Source organism: Pseudomonas sp. B21-059 (assembly GCF_026016285.1).
In the GTDB taxonomy this organism is placed as follows: Bacteria; Pseudomonadota; Gammaproteobacteria; order Pseudomonadales; family Pseudomonadaceae; genus Aquipseudomonas; species Aquipseudomonas danubii.
Genome location: NZ_CP087201.1, coordinates 4,277,287 through 4,301,748 on the forward strand (window position 1 = coordinate 4,277,287; position 24,462 = coordinate 4,301,748).

Sequence of the window (24,462 nt, forward strand, 5' to 3'; positions counted from 1 at the left end):
GGCGCCACGGCGCCACGCTCCTTGTTAGCGGTCAAGCCCCCCCATGAGCTCAACCCCCTATTCAAGAACCCATGTGCTGCTGCACTGGCAGGGTGAAAACCTGCCCAGGCGCATGTGCTTATGAGCGCCCTTCGCCTCTCACTTCGCGCTGGCCTGCTGGTCGGCGCCTTGTCGTTTCTGGCGGCCTGGCTGACTTGGCTGGCCTACAGCAGCTGGCAGTTCCGGCAAAGCCTGAACCCGGCGAGCCTGCAGGCACCCTCCGTCGCGCCGCCGACGCCCCGGGCCCAGCCCGACCCGCAAGCCATCGCCCGGCTGTTCGGCGTGCAGTTGCCGGAGCATTCCAGCGACCTGCCCCGGGTGCCGCTGAACCTGGTGGCCAGCCTGGTGGCCGGGCAACCGGAACAGTCCCGGGCCCTGATCGAATCGCCCGAAGGCCGCCGCTTCTATGGCATCGGCGAGCCCCTGCCCGGCGGTGGCAGCCTGCGCCAGATCGGCACCGACCAAGTGCGGGTGCAACGCTTTGGCGAGGAACTGATCCTGAGCCTGCCCCAGCACGAAACGCCATTGCTGACCCCGCAGGACCAGGACACCGCCGCGGCCCAACCCCATCCACAGCCAGGCAGCGGGAGCCTGCTGCAACCGTCTCTGCAACCCCCTGGAGCATCATGAATCGAGCATTTATCGCCGGGTCCCTGCTGACCCTGGGCACCCTGATCAATCCCGTGTACGCCACGGAAAAAACCACCGCGGCCCAGCAATGGACCCTGAACATGAAGGACGCCGAGCTGCGCGACCTGGTCAACGAAGTGGGCCAGATCACCGGCAAGACGATGATTCTGGACCCGCGCCTGAACGGCAAGGTCACGGTGCAGTCCAGCACCGCCATGGATCAGCAGGGCATCTACTCGCTGTTTCTCACCGCCCTGCGCAGCCAGGGTTTTGTCGCCATGGACCAGGGCGACCGGGTGCTGATCCTGCCGGTGGCCGAAGCCAAGACCAAGGCCCACGCCGAGCCCAGCGGCGCCAGCGAAGAGTTCGTGACCCAGGTCATCGAACTGAACAACGCCAACGCCAGCGAAGTGGCCAGCGCGGTGCGCCCGCTGGTGGCCGCGGACGCCTACATGGCACCTTCCACCACCTCCAACGCCCTGGTGATTTCCGACAGCGCCAACAACGTCGAGCGGGTGCGTATGGTGATCAACGAGCTGGATAACGCCGGTGGCCGGCAGTTCAGCATCGTGCAGCTCAAGCATGCCTGGGCCACCGAAGTGGCCAAGACCCTGACCGACAGCCTGGCCGACAGCAACAGCGCGATGACCAGCGCCAAGGCCATTGGCGACTCGCGCAGCAACCGCCTGATCCTGGTGGGCCCGGCGCCGATCCGCCAGCAGATGCAGCGTCTGGCGCAAAGCCTGGATGTGCCGACCAATGTCGGCGACACCGCGCGGGTACGCCGCCTCAACCACAGCGATGCGAAGAAGCTCGAAGAACTGCTCAGCGGCATTGGCAAGCGCATGGAATCCGGCAACCGTGGCAGCGACAGCCAGAAACCCGACAGCCCAGTGCTGGTCAGCGCCGACACCAGCCAGAACGCCCTGGTGCTGATGGCCTCGCCGGCCCAGCTGGCGACCTTCGAAAGCATCATCAATGAGCTGGACCGGCCCCGGGCCCAGGTGCTGGTAGAAGCGGCAATCGTCGAAGTCAGCGGCGACATCAACCAGGCCCTGGGCGTGCAATGGGCCGGCAACCGCGGCAAGCTGTCCGCCGCTGCCAACTTCAATAGCGCTGGCCTGTCCATCGGCACCCTGCTCAACAGCCTGCAGGACGAAAAGCGCCCGAACCTGCCCGATGGCGCGATCATCGGCATCGGCGGCAGCAACTTCGGCGCGCTGATCACCGCACTGTCCAGCGACTCCAACAACAACCTGCTGTCCACCCCGAGCCTGCTGACCCTGGACAACGAAGCGGCGGAAATCCTCGTCGGCCAGAACGTGCCGTTCCAGACCGGCTCCTACACCACCGACACCGCCGGTGCCAGCAACCCCTTCACCACGGTGGAACGCAAGGATGTGGGGATCACTCTCAAGGTCACGCCGCATATCAATGAGGGCAACTTCCTGCGCCTGAATGTCGAGCAGGAAAGCTCTGAACTGGCCGCCGCGCCGCCGGGCATCAACACCAGCGACGTGATCACCAACAAGCGCTCGGTCAAGAGCACCATCCTGGCCAACGACGGGCAGATCATCGTCCTCGGCGGGCTGATCAAGGACAACGTCAAGGTCCAGGTCAGCAAGGTGCCGCTGCTGGGGGACATTCCCTGGGTCGGCCGTCTGTTCAGCAGCAGCAAGGAAGTCAACGAGAAGACCAACCTGATGGTGTTCCTGCGTCCAACCCTGCTGCGCAACGCCGCCAGCACCGAGCAGATGAGCCAGCACAAGTACAACAACATGCGCTCGCTGCGCAGCCCGGACGGCAAGACCGGCGGCCAGTTGCCTGCTGACGCCAACCGCCTGTTCGACGCCAACCGCCAGGGCGATGCGGGCCTGATCGACATGCGCGCCCCCGGCGCCCAGCGGCAACCATGATCGCCACTGCCGAAGACGCGCGTCTGGCCTTTGCCTACGCGCGCCGCCACGGTGTGGTGCTGGACCATCAGCCGGACGGCGCGGTGCTGTATTGCCGCGCCAGTACGCCGTTGTCGGTGGTGGCCGAAGTGCGCCGCTTCAACGGTGCGCTGCTGCGCAGCGAGGTGCTGGACGACGAGGCCTTCGCCCAGCGCCTCGCCGCTCACTACCGCGACGGGCAGAACGGCGCCAAGCAGGTGGCCGACGGCCTGGGCGAACAGTTCGACGAAGAGTTCGATCTCAACAGCCTGGCCGAGCAACTGCCCAAGACCACCGACCTGCTGGAACAGGAAGATGACGCGCCGATCATCCGCCTGATCAACGCGATCCTCAGCGAGGCGGTCAAGAGCAAGGCCTCCGACGTGCACCTGGAAGCCTTCGAAGAACACCTGTCGGTGCGCCTGCGGGTCGACGGCCTGCTGCGTGAAGTGCTGCGCCCGCGCCGCGAACTGGCGACCCTGCTGGTGTCGCGGATCAAGGTCATGGCCAAGCTGGACATCGCCGAGAAGCGCATCCCTCAGGACGGCCGGATCGCCTTGCGCATCGCCGGCCACGAGGTGGATGTGCGGGTCTCTACCCTGCCCTCCAGTCATGGCGAACGGGTGGTGATGCGCCTCCTGGACAAACAGGCCGGGCGCCTCAATCTGAGCCACCTGGGGATGAACGAGACGGTGCGCCAGCGCCTGGAAATCGCCCTGCACAAACCCCACGGCATTCTCCTGGTCACCGGCCCCACCGGCTCCGGCAAGACCACCACGCTGTATGCCGGGCTGGCCAGCCTCAACAGCCTGGAGCGCAACATCCTGACCATCGAGGACCCGGTGGAGTATCACCTCACCGGGATCGGCCAGACTCAGGTCAACGCCAAGGTCGACATGACTTTCGCCCGGGGCTTGCGGGCCATCCTGCGTCAGGACCCGGACGTGGTGATGGTGGGCGAGATCCGCGACCGCGAAACCGCGGAAATTGCCGTGCAGGCTTCCCTCACCGGACACCTGGTGCTCTCGACCCTGCACACCAACAGCGCCATCGGCGCGGTGACCCGGTTGGTGGACATGGGCATCGAACCCTTCCTGCTCTGCACCTCGCTGCTGGGGGTATTGTCCCAGCGCCTGGTGCGCCTGCTGTGCCCGGAGTGCAAGGAGCCCCACAGCGCCGATGCCGCCGCCTGCGAACGCCTGGGGCTGAGCGCCGACGCAGCGCCGCAGTTGTACCGACCCAAAGGCTGCAGCGCCTGCCAGCACTCGGGGTATCGCGGGCGCCGGGGCATCTATGAACTGGTGCTGTTCGACGACACCTTGCGCCAGCTGATCCACACCGGCGCCGGCGAGTACGAACTGCTGGAGCATGCACGCAAGCACAGCGCCAGCCTGTTCGACGACGGCCAGGCCATGGTGTTGCAAGGGCAGACCAGCCTGGAAGAACTGCTACGCGTGACCCAGAGGGACTGATCATGGCCGCTTACGAATACCTGGCCATGTGCGCCGCCGGCAAAAAATCCACCGGCGTGGTGGAAGCCGACAGCCCGCGCCATGCCCGGCAACTGTTGCGCGAGCGCCAGCTGGTGATCCTCAAGGTCAGCGTCGCGCAGAGCAAGCGCGTGCTTGGCAAAGGCTTGCTGCAGGTGTCCGGCGGCGGCTTGAGCAGCGCCGAACTGGCCTTGCTCACCCGCCAGTTGTCGACCCTGGTCCAAGCCGCCCTGCCCCTGGAGGAGGTGCTGGCCGCGGTCGCCGCGCAGTGCGAGAAACAGCGGATCAAGAGCATGCTCCTGGCCATCCGCTCCCGGGTCCTGGAGGGCTATAGCCTGGCGGTGGCCCTGGCGGCCTACCCGCGGGCCTTCCCGGATCTGTACCGGGCCACGGTGGCCGCCGGCGAACGCTCCGGACACCTGGGTCAGGTGCTGATGAACCTGGCCGACTACACCGAGGCCCAGCAAGCGGCCCGTCAGCAGATCCAGCTGGCCATGCTCTACCCGAGCATCCTGATGCTGGCGGCCGTCAGCATCGTCGGCTTCCTGCTGGGCTTCGTGGTGCCCGATGTGGTCAAGGTGTTTATCGACAGTGGCCAGGAACTGCCGCTGCTGACCCGCGGCCTGATCGCCAGCAGCGCCCTCCTGCAGGACTATGGCCTGCTCATGCTGCTGGTGATAGCGGCCCTGGTCCTGGCCGCCCGCGGCGCCGTCCGCAACCCGGCCACCCGCGAGCGCTGGCATGCCCTGGTACTGCAACTGCCGCTGCTGGGCCGGCTGATCCGGGCCAGCAACTGCACGCGTTTTGTCAGCACCCTGGCGATTCTCGGACGCAGTGGCGTGCCACTGCTGGACGCCCTGTCCATCGCCAGCGAAGTGGTGGCCAATCAGAAAATTCGTACCGGTCTGAAAGACATTGTCCGGGGGGTACGCGAAGGTATCAGCCTGACCCGGGCCCTGGAACTCAACGGCAGTTTCCCACCGATGATGCTCTACATGATCGCCAGCGGTGAACGCTCCGGCGAGCTGGACAGCATGCTCGAACGCGCCGCCAAGCAGCAGGAAGAACAACTGGCCAACCGCATTGCCTTGCTGGTGGGCCTGTTCGAACCGGCCATGCTGGTGTTCATGGGCGCCTCGGTGCTGATCATCGTGCTGGCGATCCTGATGCCGATCCTCAGCCTGAACCAATTGATTACCTGAATGCGGAACCCCCTACGTGCAGACTCAGAACAAACAACGCGGTTTTACCCTGATTGAAATCATGGTGGTGGTGGTCATTCTCGGGGTCCTCGCGGCCCTGGTGGTGCCCCAGATCATGAGCCGTCCCGACCAGGCCAAGGGCGCCGCCGCCCAGAGCGATATCAAGGCCATTGCCATGGCCCTGGACATCTACAAGCTCGACAACCACCAGTACCCCAGCAGCCAGCAAGGGCTCGAAGCTCTGGTCAGCAAGCCCAGCGGCAACCCGCCGGCACGCAACTGGAACCCCGACGGTTACCTCAAGCGCCTGCCTATCGATCCCTGGGGCAATGCCTATCAATACCGCGTGCCAGGCGCCCGCGGCACGGGCTATGACCTGTTCTCCTTTGGCGCCGACGGCAAGCTCGGCGGTGACGGCCTGAACGCCGAGATCGGCAACTGGGACCGCTGAGCGGTGCAACGCTCCCACGCCAAGGGCTTCACTCTGGTCGAAGTACTGGTGGTGGTGCTGATCATCGCCCTGTCCGCGGGCATGATCGGCCTGATCAACCCCGACTCCGCCAGCCGTCAGGCGCGCCGTGAAGGCGATCGCCTGCTGGCGCTGCTGCAACTGCTGCGCCAGCAGGCGGTGTTGAGCAACAGCGACTACGGCCTGCGCATCGAACCCGACGCCTACTCCGTACTGCGCCTGGATGAACAGGGGCAGTGGCTGGCCGACCGCGACTGGCGGGCCCAGAGCCTGCCCGACAACCTGCGCCTGCGCCTTGAGGTTGCCGAAGCCGGCCCGGCCCTGGGCCAAGCGGTTAGTCACAGCGCCCTGCCCCAACTGCTGGTGCTGTCCAGCGATGAAACCAGTGCCTTCACCCTGTGGATCGAGCACCGCAACACTCCGTTGCTGACCCTGTCCAGCGACGGCATACAGGAGCCTCGACTTGAAACCTCGAACTGAGCAGGGTTTTACCTTGCTGGAAGTCATGGTGGCGCTGGCGATTTTCGCCACGGTGTCGATTGCGCTGTTCAGTGCTATTCAGCATGTGGCCATCAACAGCGGCAATCTGGCCGAACGCACCCAAGCCACTTGGATTGCCGACAACTACCTGAATGAACTGCGCAGCGGCATGCAGCCGCGCACCCTTGGGCGCCAGCAACGGCAGGTCGAGTTTGGCGGGCGCAACTGGTGGCTGTTCAGCGAGATCGAAGCGGCCCCGGACTCGCGGTTGCTCAAGGTCAACCTGCGGGTCTCGGCCGAGCAGGACCCGCAACGGGCCCGGCAATACAGCCGCGCGCAACTGCTGGGTTACATCGAGGCCAACCCATGAACCAGCGCGGCTTCACCTTGCTGGAAGTGGTGGTGGCCATCGCCATCTTCAGCCTCCTGGGGTTGGCGACCTATCAGTTGCTGGATCGGGTGATGCGCAGCGACCAGCGCATCCAGAACCAGGAACAGCAGTTGCGCCACCTGCAACGGGCCCTGAGTCTGCTGGAGCGTGATCTGGTGCAAGTGCAGCGTCACGCCCTCAAGGACGACCACAGCCATAGCCAGGCGCTGATCAGCCAGCATCAGGGGCTGCGCCTGCTGCGCGGCGGCTGGCGCAACCCCCTGGACGCTCCGCGCAGCGATCTGTTGCAGGTCAATCATCGCTTGAGCGACGGCGCGTGGATTCGCGAAACCCAGGGCCTGGAACGAGACAGCCTCAGCCAGGTGCAACCCTTGCTCAGTGGGGTCGAGCTGATCCACTTGCGCTTCATCGACGCCCTGGGCCAGCCCCATGACAGCTGGCCCATCGGCAGCGAGGCCCTGAGCCTGCCGGCCGCCGTGGACATTGAGCTGAGCGCGCCCGGCTTCCCGCATATCCGCCGGGTCATTCTGCTGCCCGGCGGCGCCGAAGTGGACGAGGACGCACCCCGTGAATAAGCCTCGTGCACAGCGCGGCGTTGCCTTGCTCAGCGTGTTGCTGATCACCGCGCTGGTGACCCTGGTGGTGAGCAATATGCTCGCCCGCCAGCGACTCAGCCTCGCCAGCAGCAGCCACCTGGTGCAACACCAGCAGCTCTGGCAACTGGCCCTGAGTGGCGAAAGCTGGGCCCGTAGCCAGTTGCAGGAAGATGCCCGCAGCGAAGGCGGCCTGCTGGTGACCCATCTGGGCCAGCATTGGGCCCGACCGGCCCCGGCGTTCCCGATCGAGGGTGGCAGGATTGCGATCCAGATCGTCGATCTGGGCGCGCGCCTCAACCTCAACAGCGCGCTGGTGCAGGACGATGTCATCCCCCGTGCCCGCTACCAGCGGCTGCTGGCCCTGGCCCAGATCAAGCCCCACGACCCGGCGGCGCTGTCGCGCCCTCTTGATCGCCTGGGCCGCCCATTGCCCCTGAGCGACATCAGCGAGCTGCGACAATTGCCGGAAGTCGACCGTGACACCCTGCAACGCCTGTCGCCACTGGTCGCGGCCTATGAACAAGCCCACATCAACCTCAATACCGCCAGCGCCCTGGTGCTGGCCAGCATCGAAGGCATCGACCTGCCGACCGCCCAGACCCTGGCCCAATCGCGCCCGAGCAAGGGCTATCCCACGGTCGCCGCGTTCCTCGCCAACCCCATGCTCCAGGGCCGGGACATTACCCCTCGCGGGCTGAGCGTCAACAGTCGCCAGTTCCGCGCCACCATCGACGTTGAACTGCATGGCCGACGCCTGCGCCTGGTCAGCGACCTGCGCGTCATGAACGCTGAACAGGTCCGGGTGCAACAGCGCACGCTGCTCCCCGGACCGTCCAACGCCCATCTGCTTACCGAGTAACCATTGATGAGCCATTGGCTTTACCTTTCGCCCCATACCACCGGCGACACACCGTGGCGTTGCCACTGGTGGTCAGCCGGCAGCACGCCCCAGCAAGGCAGCCTGGAACAGGCCGCCGAACACCTTCGCGAGCATGGATTTGTCCTGCTGCTGCCGATGGAAATGGCCAGTTTTCATCAAGTCAGCGTCCCGGCCCGCAGCGGTCGCTGGTTGCGCCAGGCGCTGCACAGTGCCCTGGAAGAACACTTGATCGACGACGTCGAGCACTTGCACATGGCCCATGGCCCGTTGCGCGAGCGACGTCACTGCTCGGTGCTGGTCATCAATCGCGAGCGCCTGCAGCGGTGCCTCAAGCGCCTGGCCGAACACGGACTGCAACCGTCGCGCATGCACATCGATGCCGACTGTCTGCCCCAGGACCGGCCACGAGCCCTGGCCTGGGACGGCCGCTGGCTGTTGGGCGGCAGCGCCCCACTGCGCCTGACCCTCAGCGACCAGGAGCTCGGTGACCTGAATCGGTTGGTGCCGGACGGGCTGCTCTGGCAAGGCGCCCAGGCCCCAGGCATCGACGGCCTGGAACCGCAGCACTGGCAGGCCGAGGAGCAGCCTTGGCAAGTGCTCAGCCAGGGCAGCCTGCAGGCAATCGACCTGTGCCAGGGCCAATTCCAGCGCCGCACCCGCAAAGCGAGGCCCTGGCGCCTGGCGCTACTGGTGCTGGCGATTGCCGGCGGCGCCCATCTGCTGCAGAACATCGGGCACCGGCTGTACCTGGAGCAACGCAGCGATCAGTTGCACGCCGCCAGCCAGAGTCTGTGGCAAGAACGCTTTGCCGATGAACCGGTTACCGCCGATCTGGCGCGTCAGGTGCGGCTCAAGCAACGCCAACAGGTGCAGGAAACACCGGGCGTAGCCCTGCGTCTGTCGCAACTGGCGGAGCAATGGGTCGCCAGTGGCGGCGCGCTGTCGATGATCCAGCGTCTGGATTACCAGGCCGAGGAAGGCTGGAGCCTGCAAGTGAGCGCCCCGGCCTTTGCCGATCTGCAAATGCTGCGCGAGGGCCTGATCAACCAGGGCCTGAGCGTCAGCACCGACTCATCCGTGCGGGACGCTCAAGGCGTCTCCGCGCGCTTTCAAATCAAGGAGTAAGACGTGAATCCATCCAGCGCCACGACTCCGACCAGGACCGCCCTGGCGAACCCACTCCGACAACGCTGGCAGCGTCTGGCAAAGCGCGAACAACGGGCAGTACAAGCCCTGGTGGTCTTCGCTGGCCTGACCAGTCTCTATCTACTCTGGCAACCGCAACAACAGGCTCTGGCCCTGGCCGAGCAACGCTATACCGAGGAAACGCAATTGCTTTTAGATCTACAACGGCTGCCCGTCAGCACCTCCGCACTTCGTGGCCCAGTCATTTCCGGTGATGCCCTGCCGGGCATGCTGGCACGCTCCAGCAGCCAGGCCGGGCTCAACCTGGAACGCATGGACCAGGAGGATGAAGGACGGGTCAACCTCAGTCTGGAGGGGCCTCTCAACGGCCTGATCACCTGGATCGACCAGTTGGAGCAGCAGCAAGTCGCCGTGCTGTCGTTCTCCATCGAGGTCAACAAGGACGCCATGGCCAGCGCACGCTTGCAGCTGCACAGCCCTTGAAACCTTGTCACGCTTGAAACCTGGACAACAAAAAGCCCGCCGAAGCGGGCTTTTTTTATTGGCTCAACAACCGGATTCAGTCATCGCGGCCCATGATGCCGAACAGCTGCAGCAGGCTGACGAACAGGTTGTAGATCGATACATACAGGCTGATGGTGGCCATGATGTAGTTACGTTCGCCGCCATGGATGATGGCGCTGGTCTGGAACAGGATGCACACCGAGGAGAACAGCACGAAACCGGCGCTGATCGCCAACTGCAGACCGCTGATCTGGAAGAACAGGCTGGCCAGCACGGCGCCCATCAACACGAAGAAACCAGCGGTGATGAAACCACCGAGGAAGCTCATGTCCTTGCGGGTGATCAGCACGTAGGCCGACAGACCGCCAAACACCAGCGCCGTCATGGCGAAGGCCGAACTGACCACTTCAGCGCCGCCCTGCATACCCAGGTAACGGTTGAGGATCGGGCCGAGCAAAAAGCCCATGAAACCGGTCAGGGCGAAAGCCGAGACCAGGCCCCAGGCCGAGTCACGGAGTTTGTTGGTGAGGAAGAACAGACCGTAGAAGCCGATCAGCACCACGAAGATGTTCGGGTAGCCGACGCGCATCTGCTGCGCCACATAAGCCATGACACCACTGAACGCGAGGGTCAGAGCCAGCAAGCCATAAGTGTTGCGCAGGACGCGGCTAACCTCTAGCTGCTCGGCCTGCACGCCGTTGTTAACTGCGTAATCCTGTTCGCGCATGGCGACACTCCTGTTGGGGGAAACATTTAGTGGCAAGGATGATAACAGAGGCTCTGTAACTCGCGATGCAGAGAGTTTGACAGTGTGTTTCATTCGGGTATTATGGCGCCCGCAATGCGATCTGGAGGTGTGGCCGAGTGGTTTAAGGCAGCGGTCTTGAAAACCGCCGACTGTAACAGGTCCTAGAGTTCGAATCTCTACGCCTCCGCCAAATCTCAACGAGAAAGCCCTGATTTTTCAGGGCTTTTCTGTGTCTGGCGTTTGGCATTCCTGGCGCAGTGATGCATGGCGTTTCCGCATCTTTTCGCTGATTTCCGCAACTCAACACCCTTCTAAGGCGTTCTGCCTGACATCATTGTGTAAAAATTCAGCAGCAATATTCCGCATACAAAGCGTGCTTTTTTTCCGGCTGCCACCTAAGGCAGCTTTTTTTGCCCGCAGGTTTTGGGAGCCGCTTTGCCAGATTGACCAATTGGACCTCAGCCTTTTGCAGTGCTGTAGCGGCAGCAGACAACCAGACCTGCTTCAGAGGCCGCAGGTCGGTTTCAATCTGAGCTTTTTGACACCACTGGTAATGGTCATGCCAGGCGCCCAATGCCGACTGCAATTCCTTGAGAGCCCTGGCTGACTTTTTTGACAGTGGAGACAGTTCGGGGAAGGCCTCCGTCAGATAACGGGTCCGCTTGACCAGTATTCTCAGCTCGTGGCGATCATATTGGGAGTCATCCACGGCAGCATGCAATCGGTCGATCTGCTTGCGAAGCGCCGTCTTAATTTGCGTCTCAATACCTTTCAATTCGCCATTGGCTTCAATCAAGCGAAAGCTTGATGGCCATTTATCCAGCCGAACCAAGAGGCTCTTGATGGACTGCCCATTGAGAATGCTTTCGTAGCTTGAATCCAATCGAGACGCCCTGGTTTGCGCCAGCCCGGCAAACCCCCTCTCCTGAAGCTCCAGGATCATCACTTCCAGATCCCGGGCCGGGGTCATTTCTCTGCCGACCTCTGCCGCCGCGTCGTTTAACGCAGCCACTTCATTCAATAAACGAAATGGCTTCAGCAGGCTTCTAATCTTCCTGACGGCTATTCTGAGATCGTGCAAAGCCTCATTGTCGGTACGACACTCCAGGCGTGCCTGCGCGTGATAAAGCGCAACTTGGAGGGTCAATATCTCGGCCACAAACTTGTTCACAAATGACATTCAGAGCAGCCTCGTCGAGAGATTGCTGGGTTAGATCAAGCAACGACCTTAAGCACGTCCTTCATGTGCGAACGACAACGAGATAGGCCAAGTGCAACGAACATTTACCTTAGCCTACTATTTGATTTCATTTTCATGACGGGTCGCTTGCGCCCCATAACTGCCACAAGCCCAGTGCGCTGTCTTTCTCCTATGCCGGTCCTTGCAGGTGTCGGTATCCAGCCGCTTGAATGAAATCAGCCAAGTGCCAAATCTCTCCATTCGCAGCCCATAAACCATCTTTGACTTCATCAAGGATGATAGAAGTCATGATGATCCGTTGATCGCCGGCTGCTCGCGCCTGGCTGACAGCCTGATGCAAACGCTTCACATAGTCGCTTCGCATCGCCTCATTCAACACGCCGTCAGGAACCTTGACCTGCACGATGCAGGGAATGGCCTGAGCGCTGATATCCATCGCGCCGCATGTCCAGGCGCCTGCAGACACTTCATCAATGAGCGTCCAACACAGCCCCTGTTGACGAGGATCATCGCCGATTTGTTCGACTGCCACGGCCACTTTCGTAACCTCTTCGCAAAGCCGTGCCCGTTGCTCGGGAGAAAAAGAACCTTGGGGCACTTTGATCAGAATATTTGGCATACCGGTTAACGCTCGATGAAATGGAGGCGTCATTAAGCCTGTCATGCAACACTGCAACCAGAGACCGATTTGACATCTTTCATGCATAATCAGCCAATGAACGACTTCACGATTTTGGTCGCCAATGGCGCCTTCGCCTCCAGTGTCGCCCTGACTCTGGACATCCTTTCGACAGCAGCCGTAATCGCTCAGCGACAAGGCACTGCCGTACCACGCTGGGAGATCTGCGGGGTGGACACCGATTGCGTGACACTCGGCCACGGCATGCAAATTGCCGTTCAGCCATTGACCACTCGATTCGATGACCGCTCTTGCTGGATTATCCCCGGCATCGGAGTCGCCGATGCCCTTTCACTCGAACACCGATTAAAACAGGCGGATATTGCGCTGTTGATTCCGGCACTACTCTCCCACGTGCAATCAGGGGGCGACGTAGCCGCATCCTGTTCTGGGGTATTCGTCCTGCAGGCTGCGAACCTGCTCGCCGGGCACTGTGTGACCACTTCCTGGTGGCTGGCCCCCTTGCTCCGGCAGTGGGCACCTGAGTGCCAGGTAGATGCCGATCGCATGGTCATCATCGACCCGCCGTTGATCACTGCGGGCGCAGCACTGGGTCATAGTGATCTGATGTTGCATCTTCTGCGAAGCCGCTTCTCACCTGCTTTGGCGGATGCCGTTGCAAGGGCGCTACTGATAGATGGCAGGCAACTACAATCGCCTTTCATGGTTCCGGCAATGATGGCTCAGGGGAACGAATTGATCGCACAGTTGACGGCCCATATTGAAGACTCGCTACCAGCGACTATCAGTGTCGGTGCACTCGCCTCCAGCTTTGGTTTGTCAGAACGGACCTTGTCTCGACACGTCCACAAGGCAACCGGTTATAGCCCGTTACGGCTGATCCAACGCGTCCAGGCCAATAAAGCCCGAGAACTGCTGGCAAACAGTAAATATTCAATCGACACCATTGCCGAACACGTCGGATACAAAGACGCCACCTCCCTGCGGCGACTGATGAAAAAGATGCTGAACGCAACACCACGGCAATTGCGCTAGCGGCCATGGCGAACTGTTTTCAATCCAACTGTCCGATTTGGAGTGCGACTCGAACAGCTCGCTTGTTCATAATCACCAACGAGAGGGCGGGAAATGTTCACGCAATGGCCAAAATCTACCGACTACCAAGCGGTCGCACGAAAAAAAAAGATACGTTAAGTCGCTGGCAAAGATAGTGCCCTTCCCCCAAAAAATTCGTCACTTTTGAAGAGATTCAGCGCAGCTGTCGGCATTTCAGCAGCGCTTTTTTACTGAACTCAATCGTAATTACTATAGAGCGCATAGAAAAACAGGCATTGAGTTCTTCAGCGACTACAATGAAAAAATAGAACACTCACCACTTGTCACGCCTCGGCATTACAGCACTTAAAAACAATCCTTATCCTTCGCTCCTATTAATGGATCATGTATGAAGATTGAAATACTTAAACAAGCAGTTATGGATTCGCGAGACGGGATCACCATCTCCGACAACTGCATTGACGACAATCCGTTGATATTTGTAAACCCTGCTTTTGAGCGGATGACCGGCTACTCATCCGAAGAAATCACCAACATCAACTGTCGATATCTACAAAGAAACGACAGAGATCAACCTGAACTGGAGCTTATTCACGACGCTGTAAAAAAAGGCGAGTACTGCCTTGTAACCTTGCGAAACTACCGCAAGGATGGAACCATGTTTTGGAATGAGTTAAGCATATCGCCAATCCATGATGAGAACGGGACTGTCACTAACTTTATCGGCATCCAAAAAGATGTAACATCGAGGGTGATAATACAGCAGCAACTTCGCGACGAGCATCAGTCTCTCGAGGAAATGAAAATACACTTCGAGCAACTGTCCATAAAATACGGGCTCACGGGAATATACAATCGCCGTTTTTTTGATACACAGTTCGAAATCCAATGGAAAATTGCCTGCCGCAATGGCGACTCATTGACTCTTGCCATGATTGATATTGATCACTTCAAATCCTTCAATGATATTTATGGGCATCAAGCGGGTGATGAAGCGCTCATACGCGTCGCTGACAGTTTGAATAAATCCTTTCAGCGTGGCTCTGACTTTGCAGCCAGGTATGGCGGCGAAGAATTTGTAATCCTGTCCAATGGCATGACCCAAGAGCAAGCCTCTCTGTACGTCAAAACACTATGCCAACGAGTTCGGGATCTAAAAATACCGCACGCCGCCTCCAGCACGGGATACTTAACCATAAGCATCGGTTTTTCAGTTCATACATTTGGTCCGCTACACCCGTCTAACGTATTACTGGCTCAAGCCGATAAAGCGCTCTATGCAGCTAAAAAACGCGGCAGAGACCAATCATTTAGTCTCTAGGCTCTGTAGCAAAAACTGGCATTTGCATCACCCGCCTGTCGATAACCCATCGAAACGCCTGGACGCGCTTCCTTCATTTGTCCAGATTCAGTAGTTCCTGCATCCGTGAGCCAATGATTCCTCGCAACCACGCAGCATGAAACTCCATTTTTTCCAGAGAAGTACCCTCAGCCAATCGATATACGAACTCCTTGTCCCTCGGTCCCTGACACACGACACTCAAATGGCCATCGCGGTCATAACTGGCGAGCACGTAAGGGCAGATGCAAATAATGTCGCTAAATGGCACCTGCACTTCGGTGGGCTTACGACCGCGACGGGTGACAGTGAGGGTCAGCAGTTGCTGGTTTTCGTCGAACGTGAAGGCCAGCACTCTAGGCGCAGAGAAGATCCACGCAAAGACCAGCCCCATGAGCACAACAGAACCACACAGGAACTGGATGAGCAACGACGTTGTGAGGCTAGACCCATCGCTGCTCGGTTCACCTGGCATCGCTTCGAAACCGAGAAGGAGCAGTATCGTCAGCACTAAACCCGGCAACAACCCAAGCACCACAAAGCAGAAACCCAAAATGGCCGCACCCGTGCTTCCAATGGTCAGTAAGTCCGGGCCGCGATGCCAGATAGGTGAGTGGACGGCAGGGTTTTCAGTACTTGGCGCGGCTAGAGGCGTTGCGACAAGCTGAGGTGGGCTTTGACGATGCATCTAGCAGACTCCAGGTTTTGCAGCGCAGACGGTACCACTACAACCAGATGGCCAGGTCCAGGATCATCGGATTTTTTCACTGCGGTTATTGATCGATGCTCTCCCCAGAACCCAGCCCTTTCATATCCCATATGACCGCAGACACGCTATGAATAGCGTCATTCCTCTCTTCAAGGCTCGGGACGCAAGTAGTCAAATCAAGGACCGACTCAAGAAAGTTGTTGAGCACTGCCTTGCTGATAGCAAAATAGTATCTAGACTTCAGGGCGCTTCACCTGCATTGACTGGCAGTTCTAGTTAGGTTGTATGGAACAACATAACGACTGTAAGCATTGGATAGCAGTCAATAGCCAGATCAACTAAACCTCAATCTAAAAGGAATATAGAGATGGGTATTACCGTTACCAACAAATCATCGAAAAAGATTGAAGTCTCGATCAACAAATGGGGCAGCGACGGCGACACCACCTTCTTTGGAGTCGACAGCGGCAAGCAGGAAAGCTGGGACCGATCGGACGACCGTGGCTTTGTGCTGTCCCTGAAAAGAAACGGCACCCAGGCGCCTTACTATGTACAGGCCACGAGCAAGATCGAAGTTGATAGCAGCACCGTGAAAGACCACGGTGAGACTATTCACCCGGTTGCCTAAGGCACTAACAGCAGCCAAGGCTGCCGTCGGCGGCCTTGGCTCAACGTTGATAAGTTGCAACTCCCCTGAGCCCACTTTCGGCCCTCAGTTCGACAGGCCGTACTAATCATCAATTGCTAAGTGAACCTCGACGCGAAACAACCTGGCGCGACCATCCGGCGCCTGCCTTGCTGCGAAGCAAAAAAAACCGGCGAATATTCGCCGGTTTTCATCCCTCGCCGCTGCAGAGGCCTTGAGCGCCCCCTGCCCCACCTTCGTATCAATGCGGCGCGTTCAGGGTCAGGCGCATCTGGCGGTTCACATCCTTGTACAGCAGGTAGCGGAAGCGACCCGGGCCACCGGAGTAGCAGGCCTGCGGGCAGAACGCGCGCAGCCACATGAAGTCGCCGGCCTCAACCTCGACCCAATCCTGGTTCAAGCGATACACCGCCTTGCCTTCCAGAACATACAGGCCGTGCTCCATGACGTGGGTTTCGGCAAAGGGAATAACACCGCCCGGCTCGAAGTTGACGATGTTGACGTGCATGTCGTGACGCATGTCGCTCATGTCGACGAAACGGGTGGTGCTCCAGCGGCCTTCGGTGTCAGGCATCACCCGCGGCTCGATGTCCTGCTCGTTGGTGACGAACGCGTCCGGGTAAGGCACGCCGTCGACTTTCTGGTAGTGCTTGCGGATCCAGTGGAAACGCGCTTCGGTGCCGCTGGTATTGCGCAGCTTCCAGTCGGCGCCCGGTGGGATAAAGGCATAGCCGCCGGGCTTGAGGACGTGCACCTGGCCTTGCAGGGTCAGGTTGACTTCGCCTTCGACGACAAACAGCACGGCTTCGGCGTTGGGGTCCTGCTCGGGCTTGTCGCTGCCGCCGTTGGCGCCCACTTCCACGATGTACTGGGAAAAGGTTTCGGCGAAACCCGACAGCGGACGGGCGATGACCCACATGCGCATGTTGTCCCAGTGCGGCAGGTGGCTGGTGACGATGTCACGCATCACGCCCTTGGGGATCACCGCATAGGCTTCGGTGAACATGGCGCGGTCGGTGAGCATTTCGGTCTGCGCCGGGTGCCCGCCGTGGGGTGCGTAATAAGTGGTTTTGGACATGGAGACTCTCCTCATTGTTGTTTTGCTGCCCCGCGCAGCAGCGCCGCCGGGGTGAACAAATCTGCGGAGCGACGCGTCAGGCAATGCTGCGGATCGCTGCTGACCATCACGATATCCAGCGTCGCTTTCATGCACAAATTAAATACCGAACTACGGCACATTCATTTATCGAATGCCAAGCGGATTCAGCCACGGGTGTCCTGGGCCAGCACCCGTGACAATACCCGCGCCAGCTCCTTGACCATGGGATCGGCAGCCGGACGGTGCAGCAGCGCCACCTCGAACACATCCACCGATGGCAGCCCGATGCTTTTGGCCAGCACCTCATGCCCCGCCGTCACCGCCCGCAGCGGCAGCAGGCCGATGCCCATGCCATCGGCAATGGCCGACTGCAGGCCACTGAGACTGGAGCTGGTGAAACTGATGTGCCAGCGCCGGCCGATGGTTTCCAGGGCATTGATCATTTCATCGCGATACACCCCGCGAGGCGGGAAGGTGACGATGGGCAACGGGTCGAGGTCGATGCAGGGGTTTTTCGCACTGTCCACCCAGCGGGTCTTCTCGGGCCAGCACGCCACGGCCTCACGGCTGTTGCGCAATTGCTTGAGCACCACCAGATCCAGTTCGCCACGGTCATAACTGCCACTCAGGTCGCGGCTCATGCCGCTGGTGACTTCCAACTTGACCTGGGGGTAGCGCCGGTTGAACGCCGCCAGTTGCTCTGTGGTGCGCCCCGCGGCGAAATCGTCCGGTACGCCGATACGCACCGTCAGCGCCACCGTGGCCCCGGACAGTGCCTCGAGCATCTCGTCGTTCAGCGCCAACAGCCGCCGGGCATAGCCCAGCAAGGTCTCGCCGGCATCGGTGGGCAGCACGTCGCGGTTGCCGCGTTCCAGGAGCCGATGCCCGGCCATGTCTTCCAGGCGGCGAATCTTCTGGCTGACGGTGGACTGGGTCGAGTGCAGGCGACTGGCGGCCGTGGTGAAGCTGCCGCAATCGGCCACCGTGACCATGGCGCGCAGCAAGTCGAGGTCGAACAGGCGGCTATTGGGTTTCTCAATATCGCTCATGCAGGTATCTGTTTTCTGAATGCGAGGGTTCTTTCTACCGGTTCTTGCCCAGGGAGACAAATCCATGCGATGGCAGTGGATATGCCATCATGCGCCACCACCGCTCCCCCATCCGAGAAGGACATCAGGATGCAGTTCATCCCGCTAGTCGATGCCGATCCCGCCACTCAGGCCCATGTACGCACGCTGCGCAACCAGGAACAGGTGCGCAAGTACATGTACACCTCCCATGAAATCAGTGAACAGGAACACCAGCGCTGGCTGAGTTCCTTGCAGGGCAATCCGGCCCAGGCAGTGTTTGTCGTCATGGACGAAGGCCAGGCCCTGGGCATCGTTTCGCTGAATGCCATCAATGCCCGACAGAAGACCGCCGACTGGGCGTTCTACCTGGACGCCAAGCAGCAAGGCAAAGGCCTGGGCAGCCTGATCGAGTTCTGGATGCTGGACTACGCCTTCACCGAAGCCGGTCTTGAAAAACTCAACTGCGAGGTGCTGGCCTGCAACCCTGCCGTCATCAACATGCATTTGAAATTCGGTTTCCAACAGGAGGGGTTGCGGCGCCAAAACATTCTCAAGGATGGCCAACGCATGGACGTGGTCCTGCTGGGCATCACCAAAGCGGAGTGGCAGAGCAAACGCCCGACGCTTGAGCCCCTGATCGCCCGCCTCGGCAGATAAGCCGCCAAGGCGCCCGACGGTGCTTGCCACGTATCGGGCGCCCTGTCCTGGACAGGAGCAAGCGGCGGATCAGCCCTTGTTGCGGTTTTTCGCCCCGCCCTGGCGCGCCTTGAAGCGAGGGTTGGATTTGCAGATCACGTAGATCCGCCCGCGACGCTTGACGATCTGGCAGTCGCGGTGACGGTTCTTGGCTTCTTTGAGGGAGGACAGGACTTTCATGGGAGAGGCTCCTTGGGGCGATCTTAAAATGTAATAACATATCTTATTTGCAAACAAGAATAATTATCAACATCAAATCAAGCCCTCCTGGAAAGAAGGTTCAGCTGGCGGCCTAGAGCATTGGCTCTAAAGATCAGCGCAAAGCGGTCGTTATCTTTTATTCACCCCACTCAAGGATGCAGTGACATGGAAATAAACAACCGTCCCCTCCCGCCACTGACCGCCGGCGGCTCCCAGCCCGGCATCAAGCTGCCTGACTCGGGCAAGGTGCTGACCCCTCCGCCCCTGACGGCGGAACAGAAAGAGGCGCTGGAAAAACTCAGAGACAAGGCCAAGGAACAGCCTCAGCCACCGGTCACGGTCACGGCGCCAAAAACCTCATTGATCGACGAAGTGGTCTGATCCGCGCTCCCCGGATGGCCACGGCCGTGCCTTGGCCACAGGCAAAAAACACCGGGCAGGTGACCAAACCTGCCCGGTGCCCGACGACCTGTCGTGTTGCTGCAATCGGCCTCAGCCCAGACTGTTGAGGCACACCACCTTGGGCTGGGTCATTTCCTCATAGGCGAAACGCACCCCCTCGCGGCCCAGGCTGCCGTACTTGAAGCCGCCAAACGGCATGGCATCGAAACGGTAATCGGACGAATCGTTGATCATCACCCCGCCCGCCTCGATCCGCCGCGCGGCGTCCATGGCGGTGCGCAGATCGTTGGTGAAGATCCCCGCATGCAGGCTGTATTCGGGCTGGTTGGCCAGTGCGATGGCCTGATCCAGATCGTCGAACGGCTGCAAGACCACCACTGGCGCAAAGACTTCGTCCTGCCACAGGCGACTGCCATGGTCGACATTCTCCAGCACCGTGGCGGCGTAGCAGGAACCCCGGCGCTGATGCCCGCAGAGCAGCCGCGCGCCCTGCTGTAGCGCTTCATCCACGACCTTCTGCGCGTTCTGTGCCGCCTGCAGGCTGATCATCGGCCCGATATCCGTGCTGTCGGCCAATGGGTCGCCACTGACCTGCTCCCGGGCCAGGCGCACAAAGGCCTCGCGAAACGCCTCATAGATCGAGGCCTGGACCAGCAGGCGCTGGGTGCCGATGCAGTTCTGCCCCGCCGCCCAGAACGCCCCCGACACGCAGCTCTGTACCGTGGCCTGCAGATCACAATCGGCCATGACGATCACCGGGGCATTGCCTCCTAGGTCCATGGCCAGCTTCTTCAGGCCGGCGCTGCGGGCGATCTGCTCACCGGTGACAAAGCCGCCGGTGAAGGAAATCATCCGCACCTCGCGCGCCGCCACCAGGGCCTTGCCCAACTCCGCGCCGCCGGTGGCCAGGGTCACCACCGAAGCCGGCAGCCCGGCATCGCGCAAGTAGTCCACCAGCTTGATCGCCGACAGCGGCGCCAACTCCGACGGTTTGAGAATCACCCCGTTGCCCCCGGCGATGGCCGGGCCCAGCTTGTGCGCCACCAGGTTCAGCGGATCGTTGTAAGGGGTGATCGCCAGAATCAGCCCCAGAGGTTCGCGAGAGAACCAGCCCTGGCGGTTTTCCGAGCCTTCATAGGCATCGAACGGCAGCACCTCGCCGGCATTGCGCTTGGCCTCTTCCGCCGACAGCTTGAGGGTATTGACGCAACGTTTGACCTCCTTCTGCGCCTGCTTCAGGGTCTTGCCCGCTTCGTCGACGATCAGCCGGGCAAAATGCTCGGCGTCGCGCTCGATGTTCAAGGCCGCCCGCTCCAGAATCCTCGCCCGCTGATAACGCGGCAGCGCAGCGCAGTCCTTTACGCCCTCGCGGGCCTGCTGCAACAGGTACGGTACGGCACCGGCCTCAAGGCGTGGCACCGCACCAATGACGCGGCCATCGAAAGGGCTGCAGACGTCAATCGAATCGGCGACCGGCGCCAGGCGTGACAGATTCATGGGCAGGCTCCTAGCGGCTCGAGCGCGACTGGTGGATGTGGATGATGTCCGAGAGCAAGGCAAAGGCGGTCTCGATACGCCCGGCGCCCGGCCCGGACACCGTCACCGCGCCCAGCAGTTCGGTGTTGAACGACACCGCGTTGATCGCCCCGGAAATACCCGCCAGCGGATGGGCCAGCGGCAACAACCGCGGCTCGACGCTGGCCTGCAGCGAACCATCGGCCAGGCGTTGGGCCGAACCGATCAGCTTCCAGCGCGCACCCTCGGCCCGAGCCTGCTCCAGGTCCGCCGCCGTCAGGCCGGAGATGCCCCGGCAGCTGACATCGCTGACGGTCAACTGTGCACCGAGCAGCTCATTGGCCAGGATCACCACCTTCAAGCGCACATCAAAGCCTTCGACATCCGCCGTCGGATCAGCCTCGGCATACCCCAGTGCCTGAGCCTCGGCTACTGCCTCGGCAAAGCCCAGTCCGCCCTCCATGCGGGTCAGGACGAAATTCGAGGTGCCGTTGAGAATGCCCTCGAACCCCAGCAGCTCGCTGCCGGCCAGGGACTGCTGGGCCAGGCGGATCACCGGAGTGCCGCTCATCACCGCGCCTTCGTACTCGAACGCCGCCTGATTACGCTGGGCCAAAGCCTTGAGCTCGGCGCCGTGCAAGGCAATCGGCCCCTTGTTGGTAGTCACCACATGCTTGCCCTGCTCCAGGGCCCAGCGGCAGAAAGTCGTGGCCGGCTCGCCGTCCACCGGATTGGTGAAGGTGGCCTCGGCAATGATGTCGGCGCCAGAGTCCTTGATCACCTGCTCGTTGAGCGCCTCCACCTGGCCGCCCGGCAGTTGCGCCAAAGCGCCTTTGGTCGCTGGCAGCTGACTCAGCAGGCCGGCGTCCAGCCCCTGCGGAGCAACGATAGAGCCGAGGAACAGATCGCTGATGCCGACGATTTTCAAACTGAAACCCAGCTGTTTTTTCCATGCCTGATTGCGCTCGGCAATCAATTGCGCCAGGGCCCGATTGACCCCGCCGAAGCCCACCAGGGCAATGTTGTATTCAGTCATTTTTGTTGTGTTCCATCCGGGTTGAGAAGCTGATGGACACAAGGTTAGGGGGCTGGCCCGGGCAGTGAAATATGCCGTTTTGCTGTATTTGCTGAGCATTTTGCCCAGCGCCCGTGACAGCTGCCGAAGGCTGCGCTCACAGGCGCTGGCTACGCAAAACCCGCAACCAAGGCTGCCCCTGTAGCCGCTGCCGAAGGCTGCGATCGGCTCCGCAGGAGACGCCAAACCTGGCGGTGCGGCCCATCAGGACAACACACAGGGTTCCATTCATCGCAACATGCTGATTGACGGCGCAGGAAGGCCCTTCGGCCCTTTTCGCAGCCTCGCCAAAGGCTCGGCAGCGGCTACAGGGATTGCTGGGGCTATAGATCGTGTAGCCGCTGCCGAAGGCTGCGAACGGGCCTTGGGCCCGCAGCGCCCCCACCAACGCTGAAGCCCCTTCGGGCCTTTTCGCAGGCTGCGCCAGCGGCTACAGGAGGCCAGAAGATCCGGCTCTGCGCTCAGGCCACAGAGGACAAAACAAAGGACGTCACGGTGTTTTCCACCCCGGGCAAGGCGGCGATGTCATTCCACACCCGGTGCACCCGCTCCGCACTGGCGGCGCTGACCCGCACCAGTACATCGAACTCGCCGCTGAGCACTTCGCACTGGACGATCTCCGGCATCGCCCGCAAGGCCTGCAATACCTCGGCGCCGCGCATGCGGTCGTAGCGGTAGACGAAGATCAGCGCATTGATCCGGGTCTCCGCCCCGCGCCCCTCGCCCAGGCGAATGGTGTAGCCCTGGATCGCGCCGTCGCGCTCCAGGCGTTCGATGCGCTGGCGCACGGCATTGCGCGACAGGTTGACCTTGGCCGCCAGCTCGGCGTGGGCGGCCCGGGCATTGAGGGTCAGTTCGGCCAGGATGCGCTCGTCCAGAGGATCAAGAATCCGCTTCATGGGCTCACCTTGCAACGGCCCATCACCAGGACTCCAGGCAGTGCAGCAGCGCGCCAAAGTCATCCGCGGCCAGCCTCTGCCACTGCAGCGTCGAAGGCGGTGCCACCGGCTCCTGCGGTAAGCCGGGGATGCCCAGCGAGCTCAGCAGGCGCGCCGACTTGGCCGGTGCAATCTCCCCCAGGGTGACCATCGGTGCCACCAGGCTGCGGCGGTACAGGCGCGCCGCCAGGACGCCGGTGGCGGCATGGGGATCAATGACGTAGCCGGTGTCCCGGTACAGGCTGACGATCTCCTTGCCGGTCTCTTCATCACTGACCGAATAGGAGTCGATGATCATCCGCGCCTGCAGCCAGGCCTCGTTGTCCAGGGTCATCTCGCCGCTGTCCTCGAAGCCCTGCATCAGCGCCGCCACCGCCTGCGGGTCCTGGCCATACAGTTCCCAGACCAGGCGCTCCAGGTTGGCGAACAGCGACAGGTCCATGGCCGGCGACAGGCTCTGGCTAGCCTGCCCCCGAGAATACTGGTTCTTCAGGAACAGTTGGTGCAGGGCGTCATTGCGGTTGGTGGCCACGATCATCTGGGTGATGGGCAGGCCCATTTTCTGCACGATGTAGCCGGCATAGACCTCGGCGAAACTGGCCGCCGGTACGCTGAAGCCGATGGGCCGCTGGCCCCCGCCCAGTTGCAGCACGGCATGGAAATACAGCACCAGCTGGGCCATGACCCCGACCCAGTTGCTGGAGTTGAAGCCGATCACCTCGTGCTCGGCCAACGGCCACTGGCGCAGCAAGCGGCTGACCAGGGTCTGGCAATCATCGAAGCTGCCCTCCACAGCGAAGCGCCACAGGCCCGGGTGGTGCGCCGCCTGCAACTGCCGCCCCTGCTGTTCCGGCACGCCGTGCTGCGGATAGAACACCAGCACTCGCGTCTGCGGGCAGTCCTTGAAGGCCTCGATGGCCGCCAGCCCGGTGTCGCCATTGGTGGCCCCCACCAGCACCCCACGCCGCTGCCGGCGCTGGAGAAAGTAGCCCACCAGTTGAGCCTGCAGGCGTGCGGCAAAGTCCTTGGCCGAACCGCTGGGGCCATGAAACAGCTCCAGCAGCCATTCGTTGCGATCGATCTGGCGCAGCGGCGCCACCGCGCGATGGCCAAAACCGCTGTAGGCCTGGCCAAGCAGATGCTTGAAGTCGGCCTCGGGCAGGCTGTCGCCGACAAAGGGACTGAGCACGCGAAAGGCCAGTTCGGGGTAATCCAGGGTCGACCAGTTGGCGATTTCCTGGGGGCTGAAACTCGGCAGTTGCTGCGGCACATAAAGCCCGCCATCGGCAGCCACGCCGGACAGGACCACGGTTGCAAAATCCACCTGCTCGGTGGCACTGCGGGTACTCACATAACGCATGCTTGG

General features: G+C 61.3%; 27 protein-coding genes and 1 tRNA gene. 17 read left to right on the forward strand and 11 right to left on the reverse strand.

Features of this window, described 5'->3' with window-relative positions:
• Positions 1 to 120: 120 nt before the first annotated feature.
• Genes LOY69_RS18780 through gspM form a run of 11 tightly spaced genes read left to right on the forward strand, consistent with a single transcriptional unit; the run spans position 121 to position 9,740 of the window.
• A complete protein-coding gene (locus tag LOY69_RS18780; RefSeq protein ID WP_102881623.1) occupies positions 121 to 669 on the forward strand; it encodes a type II secretion system protein N in 549 nt (182 codons plus the stop codon).
• Positions 666 to 2,585, forward strand: a complete 1,920-nt coding sequence (gene gspD / locus LOY69_RS18785; protein WP_110652777.1) for a type II secretion system secretin GspD — start codon at positions 666 to 668, stop codon at positions 2,583 to 2,585. The genes LOY69_RS18780 and gspD overlap by 4 nt, the downstream gene beginning before the upstream one ends.
• The gene (gene gspE, locus LOY69_RS18790) at positions 2,582 to 4,075 is read left to right on the forward strand and encodes a type II secretion system ATPase GspE (RefSeq protein WP_102881625.1); all 1,494 of its coding nucleotides are present in this window, start codon (positions 2,582 to 2,584) and stop codon (positions 4,073 to 4,075) included. The genes gspD and gspE overlap by 4 nt, the downstream gene beginning before the upstream one ends.
• 2 nt (positions 4,076 to 4,077) lie before the next feature.
• A complete protein-coding gene (gspF, locus tag LOY69_RS18795; protein ID WP_265073404.1) occupies positions 4,078 to 5,295 on the forward strand; it encodes a type II secretion system inner membrane protein GspF in 1,218 nt (405 codons plus the stop codon).
• A gap of 16 nt (positions 5,296 to 5,311) precedes the next feature.
• On the forward strand, positions 5,312 to 5,746 hold the full coding sequence (gene gspG / locus LOY69_RS18800) for a type II secretion system major pseudopilin GspG (RefSeq protein WP_102864804.1): 435 nt from the start codon (positions 5,312 to 5,314) through the stop codon (positions 5,744 to 5,746).
• Positions 5,747 to 5,749: 3 nt separating this feature from the next.
• Positions 5,750 to 6,244, forward strand: a complete 495-nt coding sequence (gene gspH / locus LOY69_RS18805) for a type II secretion system minor pseudopilin GspH (RefSeq protein ID WP_265073405.1) — start codon at positions 5,750 to 5,752, stop codon at positions 6,242 to 6,244.
• A complete protein-coding gene (gene gspI, locus LOY69_RS18810; protein WP_249735684.1) occupies positions 6,228 to 6,614 on the forward strand; it encodes a type II secretion system minor pseudopilin GspI in 387 nt (128 codons plus the stop codon). The genes gspH and gspI overlap by 17 nt, the downstream gene beginning before the upstream one ends.
• On the forward strand, positions 6,611 to 7,210 hold the full coding sequence (gspJ, locus tag LOY69_RS18815; protein WP_265073406.1) for a type II secretion system minor pseudopilin GspJ: 600 nt from the start codon (positions 6,611 to 6,613) through the stop codon (positions 7,208 to 7,210). The genes gspI and gspJ overlap by 4 nt, the downstream gene beginning before the upstream one ends.
• A complete protein-coding gene (gene gspK / locus LOY69_RS18820) occupies positions 7,203 to 8,090 on the forward strand; it encodes a type II secretion system minor pseudopilin GspK (RefSeq protein ID WP_170003121.1) in 888 nt (295 codons plus the stop codon). Before gspJ ends, gspK begins: the two co-directional genes overlap by 8 nt.
• Before the next feature lie 6 nt (positions 8,091 to 8,096).
• On the forward strand, positions 8,097 to 9,236 hold the full coding sequence (gspL, locus tag LOY69_RS18825) for a type II secretion system protein GspL (protein ID WP_110652780.1): 1,140 nt from the start codon (positions 8,097 to 8,099) through the stop codon (positions 9,234 to 9,236).
• A 3-nt stretch (positions 9,237 to 9,239) separates the two neighbouring features.
• Complete coding sequence (gene gspM / locus LOY69_RS18830; RefSeq protein ID WP_242553876.1) at positions 9,240 to 9,740, forward strand: type II secretion system protein GspM; 501 nt, start codon at positions 9,240 to 9,242, stop codon at positions 9,738 to 9,740.
• A gap of 76 nt (positions 9,741 to 9,816) precedes the next feature.
• Here gspM and LOY69_RS18835 read toward each other — a convergent pair whose 3' ends face one another.
• Positions 9,817 to 10,488 (reverse strand): Bax inhibitor-1/YccA family protein, encoded by a 672-nt coding sequence (locus LOY69_RS18835; RefSeq protein ID WP_011062013.1) that lies wholly within the window; start codon positions 10,486 to 10,488, stop codon positions 9,817 to 9,819.
• Positions 10,489 to 10,611: 123 nt separating this feature from the next.
• Here LOY69_RS18835 and LOY69_RS18840 point away from each other — a divergent pair.
• Positions 10,612 to 10,699, forward strand: a tRNA-Ser gene (locus LOY69_RS18840).
• A 156-nt stretch (positions 10,700 to 10,855) separates the two neighbouring features.
• Here the strand turns inward: LOY69_RS18840 and LOY69_RS18845 are convergent.
• Both LOY69_RS18845 and LOY69_RS18850 read right to left on the reverse strand, forming a co-directional pair.
• A complete protein-coding gene (locus tag LOY69_RS18845; RefSeq protein WP_265073407.1) occupies positions 10,856 to 11,689 on the reverse strand; it encodes a CHAD domain-containing protein in 834 nt (277 codons plus the stop codon).
• Between the two features lie 190 nt (positions 11,690 to 11,879).
• Positions 11,880 to 12,329: a tautomerase family protein gene (locus tag LOY69_RS18850; RefSeq protein ID WP_102881713.1), complete on the reverse strand. Its 450-nt coding sequence runs from the start codon at positions 12,327 to 12,329 to the stop codon at positions 11,880 to 11,882.
• Positions 12,330 to 12,425: 96 nt separating this feature from the next.
• Between LOY69_RS18850 and LOY69_RS18855 the strand changes: the two genes are divergently transcribed.
• Complete coding sequence (locus LOY69_RS18855) at positions 12,426 to 13,385, forward strand: GlxA family transcriptional regulator (RefSeq protein ID WP_265073408.1); 960 nt, start codon at positions 12,426 to 12,428, stop codon at positions 13,383 to 13,385.
• A gap of 409 nt (positions 13,386 to 13,794) precedes the next feature.
• Entirely contained in the window at positions 13,795 to 14,727 is a 933-nt protein-coding gene (locus tag LOY69_RS18860) for a diguanylate cyclase (protein ID WP_265073409.1), read from the forward strand.
• Between the two features lie 73 nt (positions 14,728 to 14,800).
• Here the strand turns inward: LOY69_RS18860 and LOY69_RS18865 are convergent, their stop codons facing one another.
• Complete coding sequence (locus LOY69_RS18865) at positions 14,801 to 15,433, reverse strand: hypothetical protein (protein ID WP_265073410.1); 633 nt, start codon at positions 15,431 to 15,433, stop codon at positions 14,801 to 14,803.
• Positions 15,434 to 15,821: 388 nt separating this feature from the next.
• Here LOY69_RS18865 and LOY69_RS18870 point away from each other — a divergent pair, with 388 nt between their 5' ends.
• Positions 15,822 to 16,082, forward strand: coding sequence for a hypothetical protein (locus LOY69_RS18870; RefSeq protein WP_102881716.1), 261 nt, complete (start codon positions 15,822 to 15,824; stop codon positions 16,080 to 16,082).
• Between the two features lie 259 nt (positions 16,083 to 16,341).
• Here LOY69_RS18870 and LOY69_RS18875 read toward each other — a convergent pair whose 3' ends face one another.
• On the reverse strand, positions 16,342 to 17,178 hold the full coding sequence (locus LOY69_RS18875; protein WP_102881717.1) for a bifunctional allantoicase/(S)-ureidoglycine aminohydrolase: 837 nt from the start codon (positions 17,176 to 17,178) through the stop codon (positions 16,342 to 16,344).
• Positions 17,179 to 17,363: 185 nt separating this feature from the next.
• Positions 17,364 to 18,248: a LysR family transcriptional regulator gene (locus LOY69_RS18880; protein WP_265073411.1), complete on the reverse strand. Its 885-nt coding sequence runs from the start codon at positions 18,246 to 18,248 to the stop codon at positions 17,364 to 17,366.
• A gap of 129 nt (positions 18,249 to 18,377) precedes the next feature.
• On the opposite strand from LOY69_RS18880, the gene pseH reads away from it, so the two are divergent.
• Positions 18,378 to 18,926, forward strand: coding sequence for a UDP-4-amino-4,6-dideoxy-N-acetyl-beta-L-altrosamine N-acetyltransferase (pseH, locus tag LOY69_RS18885; RefSeq protein ID WP_102881719.1), 549 nt, complete (start codon positions 18,378 to 18,380; stop codon positions 18,924 to 18,926).
• 69 nt (positions 18,927 to 18,995) lie between these two features.
• Here pseH and ykgO read toward each other — a convergent pair whose 3' ends face one another.
• Positions 18,996 to 19,145 carry a type B 50S ribosomal protein L36 gene (gene ykgO, locus LOY69_RS18890; protein WP_011062095.1) on the reverse strand — a complete coding sequence of 50 codons (150 nt, stop codon included), beginning with the start codon at positions 19,143 to 19,145 and terminating at the stop codon, positions 18,996 to 18,998.
• Positions 19,146 to 19,331: 186 nt separating this feature from the next.
• Here ykgO and LOY69_RS18895 point away from each other — a divergent pair, with 186 nt between their 5' ends.
• On the forward strand, positions 19,332 to 19,547 hold the full coding sequence (locus LOY69_RS18895) for a hypothetical protein (RefSeq protein ID WP_060844058.1): 216 nt from the start codon (positions 19,332 to 19,334) through the stop codon (positions 19,545 to 19,547).
• Positions 19,548 to 19,658: 111 nt separating this feature from the next.
• Here LOY69_RS18895 and LOY69_RS18900 read toward each other — a convergent pair whose 3' ends face one another.
• From LOY69_RS18900 to thrC, 4 genes are all read right to left on the reverse strand, one after another.
• Positions 19,659 to 21,065 carry an aldehyde dehydrogenase family protein gene (locus LOY69_RS18900; protein WP_110652787.1) on the reverse strand — a complete coding sequence of 469 codons (1,407 nt, stop codon included), beginning with the start codon at positions 21,063 to 21,065 and terminating at the stop codon, positions 19,659 to 19,661.
• 10 nt (positions 21,066 to 21,075) lie between these two features.
• Complete coding sequence (locus LOY69_RS18905; RefSeq protein ID WP_265073412.1) at positions 21,076 to 22,119, reverse strand: homoserine dehydrogenase; 1,044 nt, start codon at positions 22,117 to 22,119, stop codon at positions 21,076 to 21,078.
• A 500-nt stretch (positions 22,120 to 22,619) separates the two neighbouring features.
• The gene (locus tag LOY69_RS18910) at positions 22,620 to 23,057 is read right to left on the reverse strand and encodes an Lrp/AsnC family transcriptional regulator (RefSeq protein ID WP_102881724.1); all 438 of its coding nucleotides are present in this window, start codon (positions 23,055 to 23,057) and stop codon (positions 22,620 to 22,622) included.
• Positions 23,058 to 23,079: 22 nt separating this feature from the next.
• Positions 23,080 to 24,456 carry a threonine synthase gene (thrC, locus tag LOY69_RS18915; protein WP_265073413.1) on the reverse strand — a complete coding sequence of 459 codons (1,377 nt, stop codon included), beginning with the start codon at positions 24,454 to 24,456 and terminating at the stop codon, positions 23,080 to 23,082.
• Between the last annotated feature and the right edge of the window lie 6 nt (positions 24,457 to 24,462).

Coding starts and splice junctions, on each gene's coding strand:
- LOY69_RS18780 (WP_102881623.1), top strand. CDS start 121: ATGAGCGCCCTTCGCCTCTCACTTCGCGCTGGCCTGCTGGTCGGCGCC.
- gspD (WP_110652777.1), top strand. CDS start 666: ATGAATCGAGCATTTATCGCCGGGTCCCTGCTGACCCTGGGCACCCTG.
- gspE (WP_102881625.1), top strand. CDS start 2,582: ATGATCGCCACTGCCGAAGACGCGCGTCTGGCCTTTGCCTACGCGCGC.
- gspF (WP_265073404.1), top strand. CDS start 4,078: ATGGCCGCTTACGAATACCTGGCCATGTGCGCCGCCGGCAAAAAATCC.
- gspJ (WP_265073406.1), top strand. CDS start 6,611: ATGAACCAGCGCGGCTTCACCTTGCTGGAAGTGGTGGTGGCCATCGCC.
- gspL (WP_110652780.1), top strand. CDS start 8,097: ATGAGCCATTGGCTTTACCTTTCGCCCCATACCACCGGCGACACACCG.
- LOY69_RS18835 (WP_011062013.1), bottom strand. CDS start 10,488: ATGCGCGAACAGGATTACGCAGTTAACAACGGCGTGCAGGCCGAGCAG.
- LOY69_RS18845 (WP_265073407.1), bottom strand. CDS start 11,689: ATGTCATTTGTGAACAAGTTTGTGGCCGAGATATTGACCCTCCAAGTT.
- LOY69_RS18850 (WP_102881713.1), bottom strand. CDS start 12,329: ATGCCAAATATTCTGATCAAAGTGCCCCAAGGTTCTTTTTCTCCCGAG.
- LOY69_RS18855 (WP_265073408.1), top strand. CDS start 12,426: ATGAACGACTTCACGATTTTGGTCGCCAATGGCGCCTTCGCCTCCAGT.
- LOY69_RS18860 (WP_265073409.1), top strand. CDS start 13,795: ATGAAGATTGAAATACTTAAACAAGCAGTTATGGATTCGCGAGACGGG.
- LOY69_RS18865 (WP_265073410.1), bottom strand. CDS start 15,433: ATGCATCGTCAAAGCCCACCTCAGCTTGTCGCAACGCCTCTAGCCGCG.
- LOY69_RS18870 (WP_102881716.1), top strand. CDS start 15,822: ATGGGTATTACCGTTACCAACAAATCATCGAAAAAGATTGAAGTCTCG.
- LOY69_RS18875 (WP_102881717.1), bottom strand. CDS start 17,178: ATGTCCAAAACCACTTATTACGCACCCCACGGCGGGCACCCGGCGCAG.
- LOY69_RS18880 (WP_265073411.1), bottom strand. CDS start 18,248: ATGAGCGATATTGAGAAACCCAATAGCCGCCTGTTCGACCTCGACTTG.
- pseH (WP_102881719.1), top strand. CDS start 18,378: ATGCAGTTCATCCCGCTAGTCGATGCCGATCCCGCCACTCAGGCCCAT.
- ykgO (WP_011062095.1), bottom strand. CDS start 19,145: ATGAAAGTCCTGTCCTCCCTCAAAGAAGCCAAGAACCGTCACCGCGAC.
- LOY69_RS18895 (WP_060844058.1), top strand. CDS start 19,332: ATGGAAATAAACAACCGTCCCCTCCCGCCACTGACCGCCGGCGGCTCC.
- LOY69_RS18900 (WP_110652787.1), bottom strand. CDS start 21,065: ATGAATCTGTCACGCCTGGCGCCGGTCGCCGATTCGATTGACGTCTGC.
- LOY69_RS18905 (WP_265073412.1), bottom strand. CDS start 22,119: ATGACTGAATACAACATTGCCCTGGTGGGCTTCGGCGGGGTCAATCGG.
- LOY69_RS18910 (WP_102881724.1), bottom strand. CDS start 23,057: ATGAAGCGGATTCTTGATCCTCTGGACGAGCGCATCCTGGCCGAACTG.
- thrC (WP_265073413.1), bottom strand. CDS start 24,456: ATGCGTTATGTGAGTACCCGCAGTGCCACCGAGCAGGTGGATTTTGCA.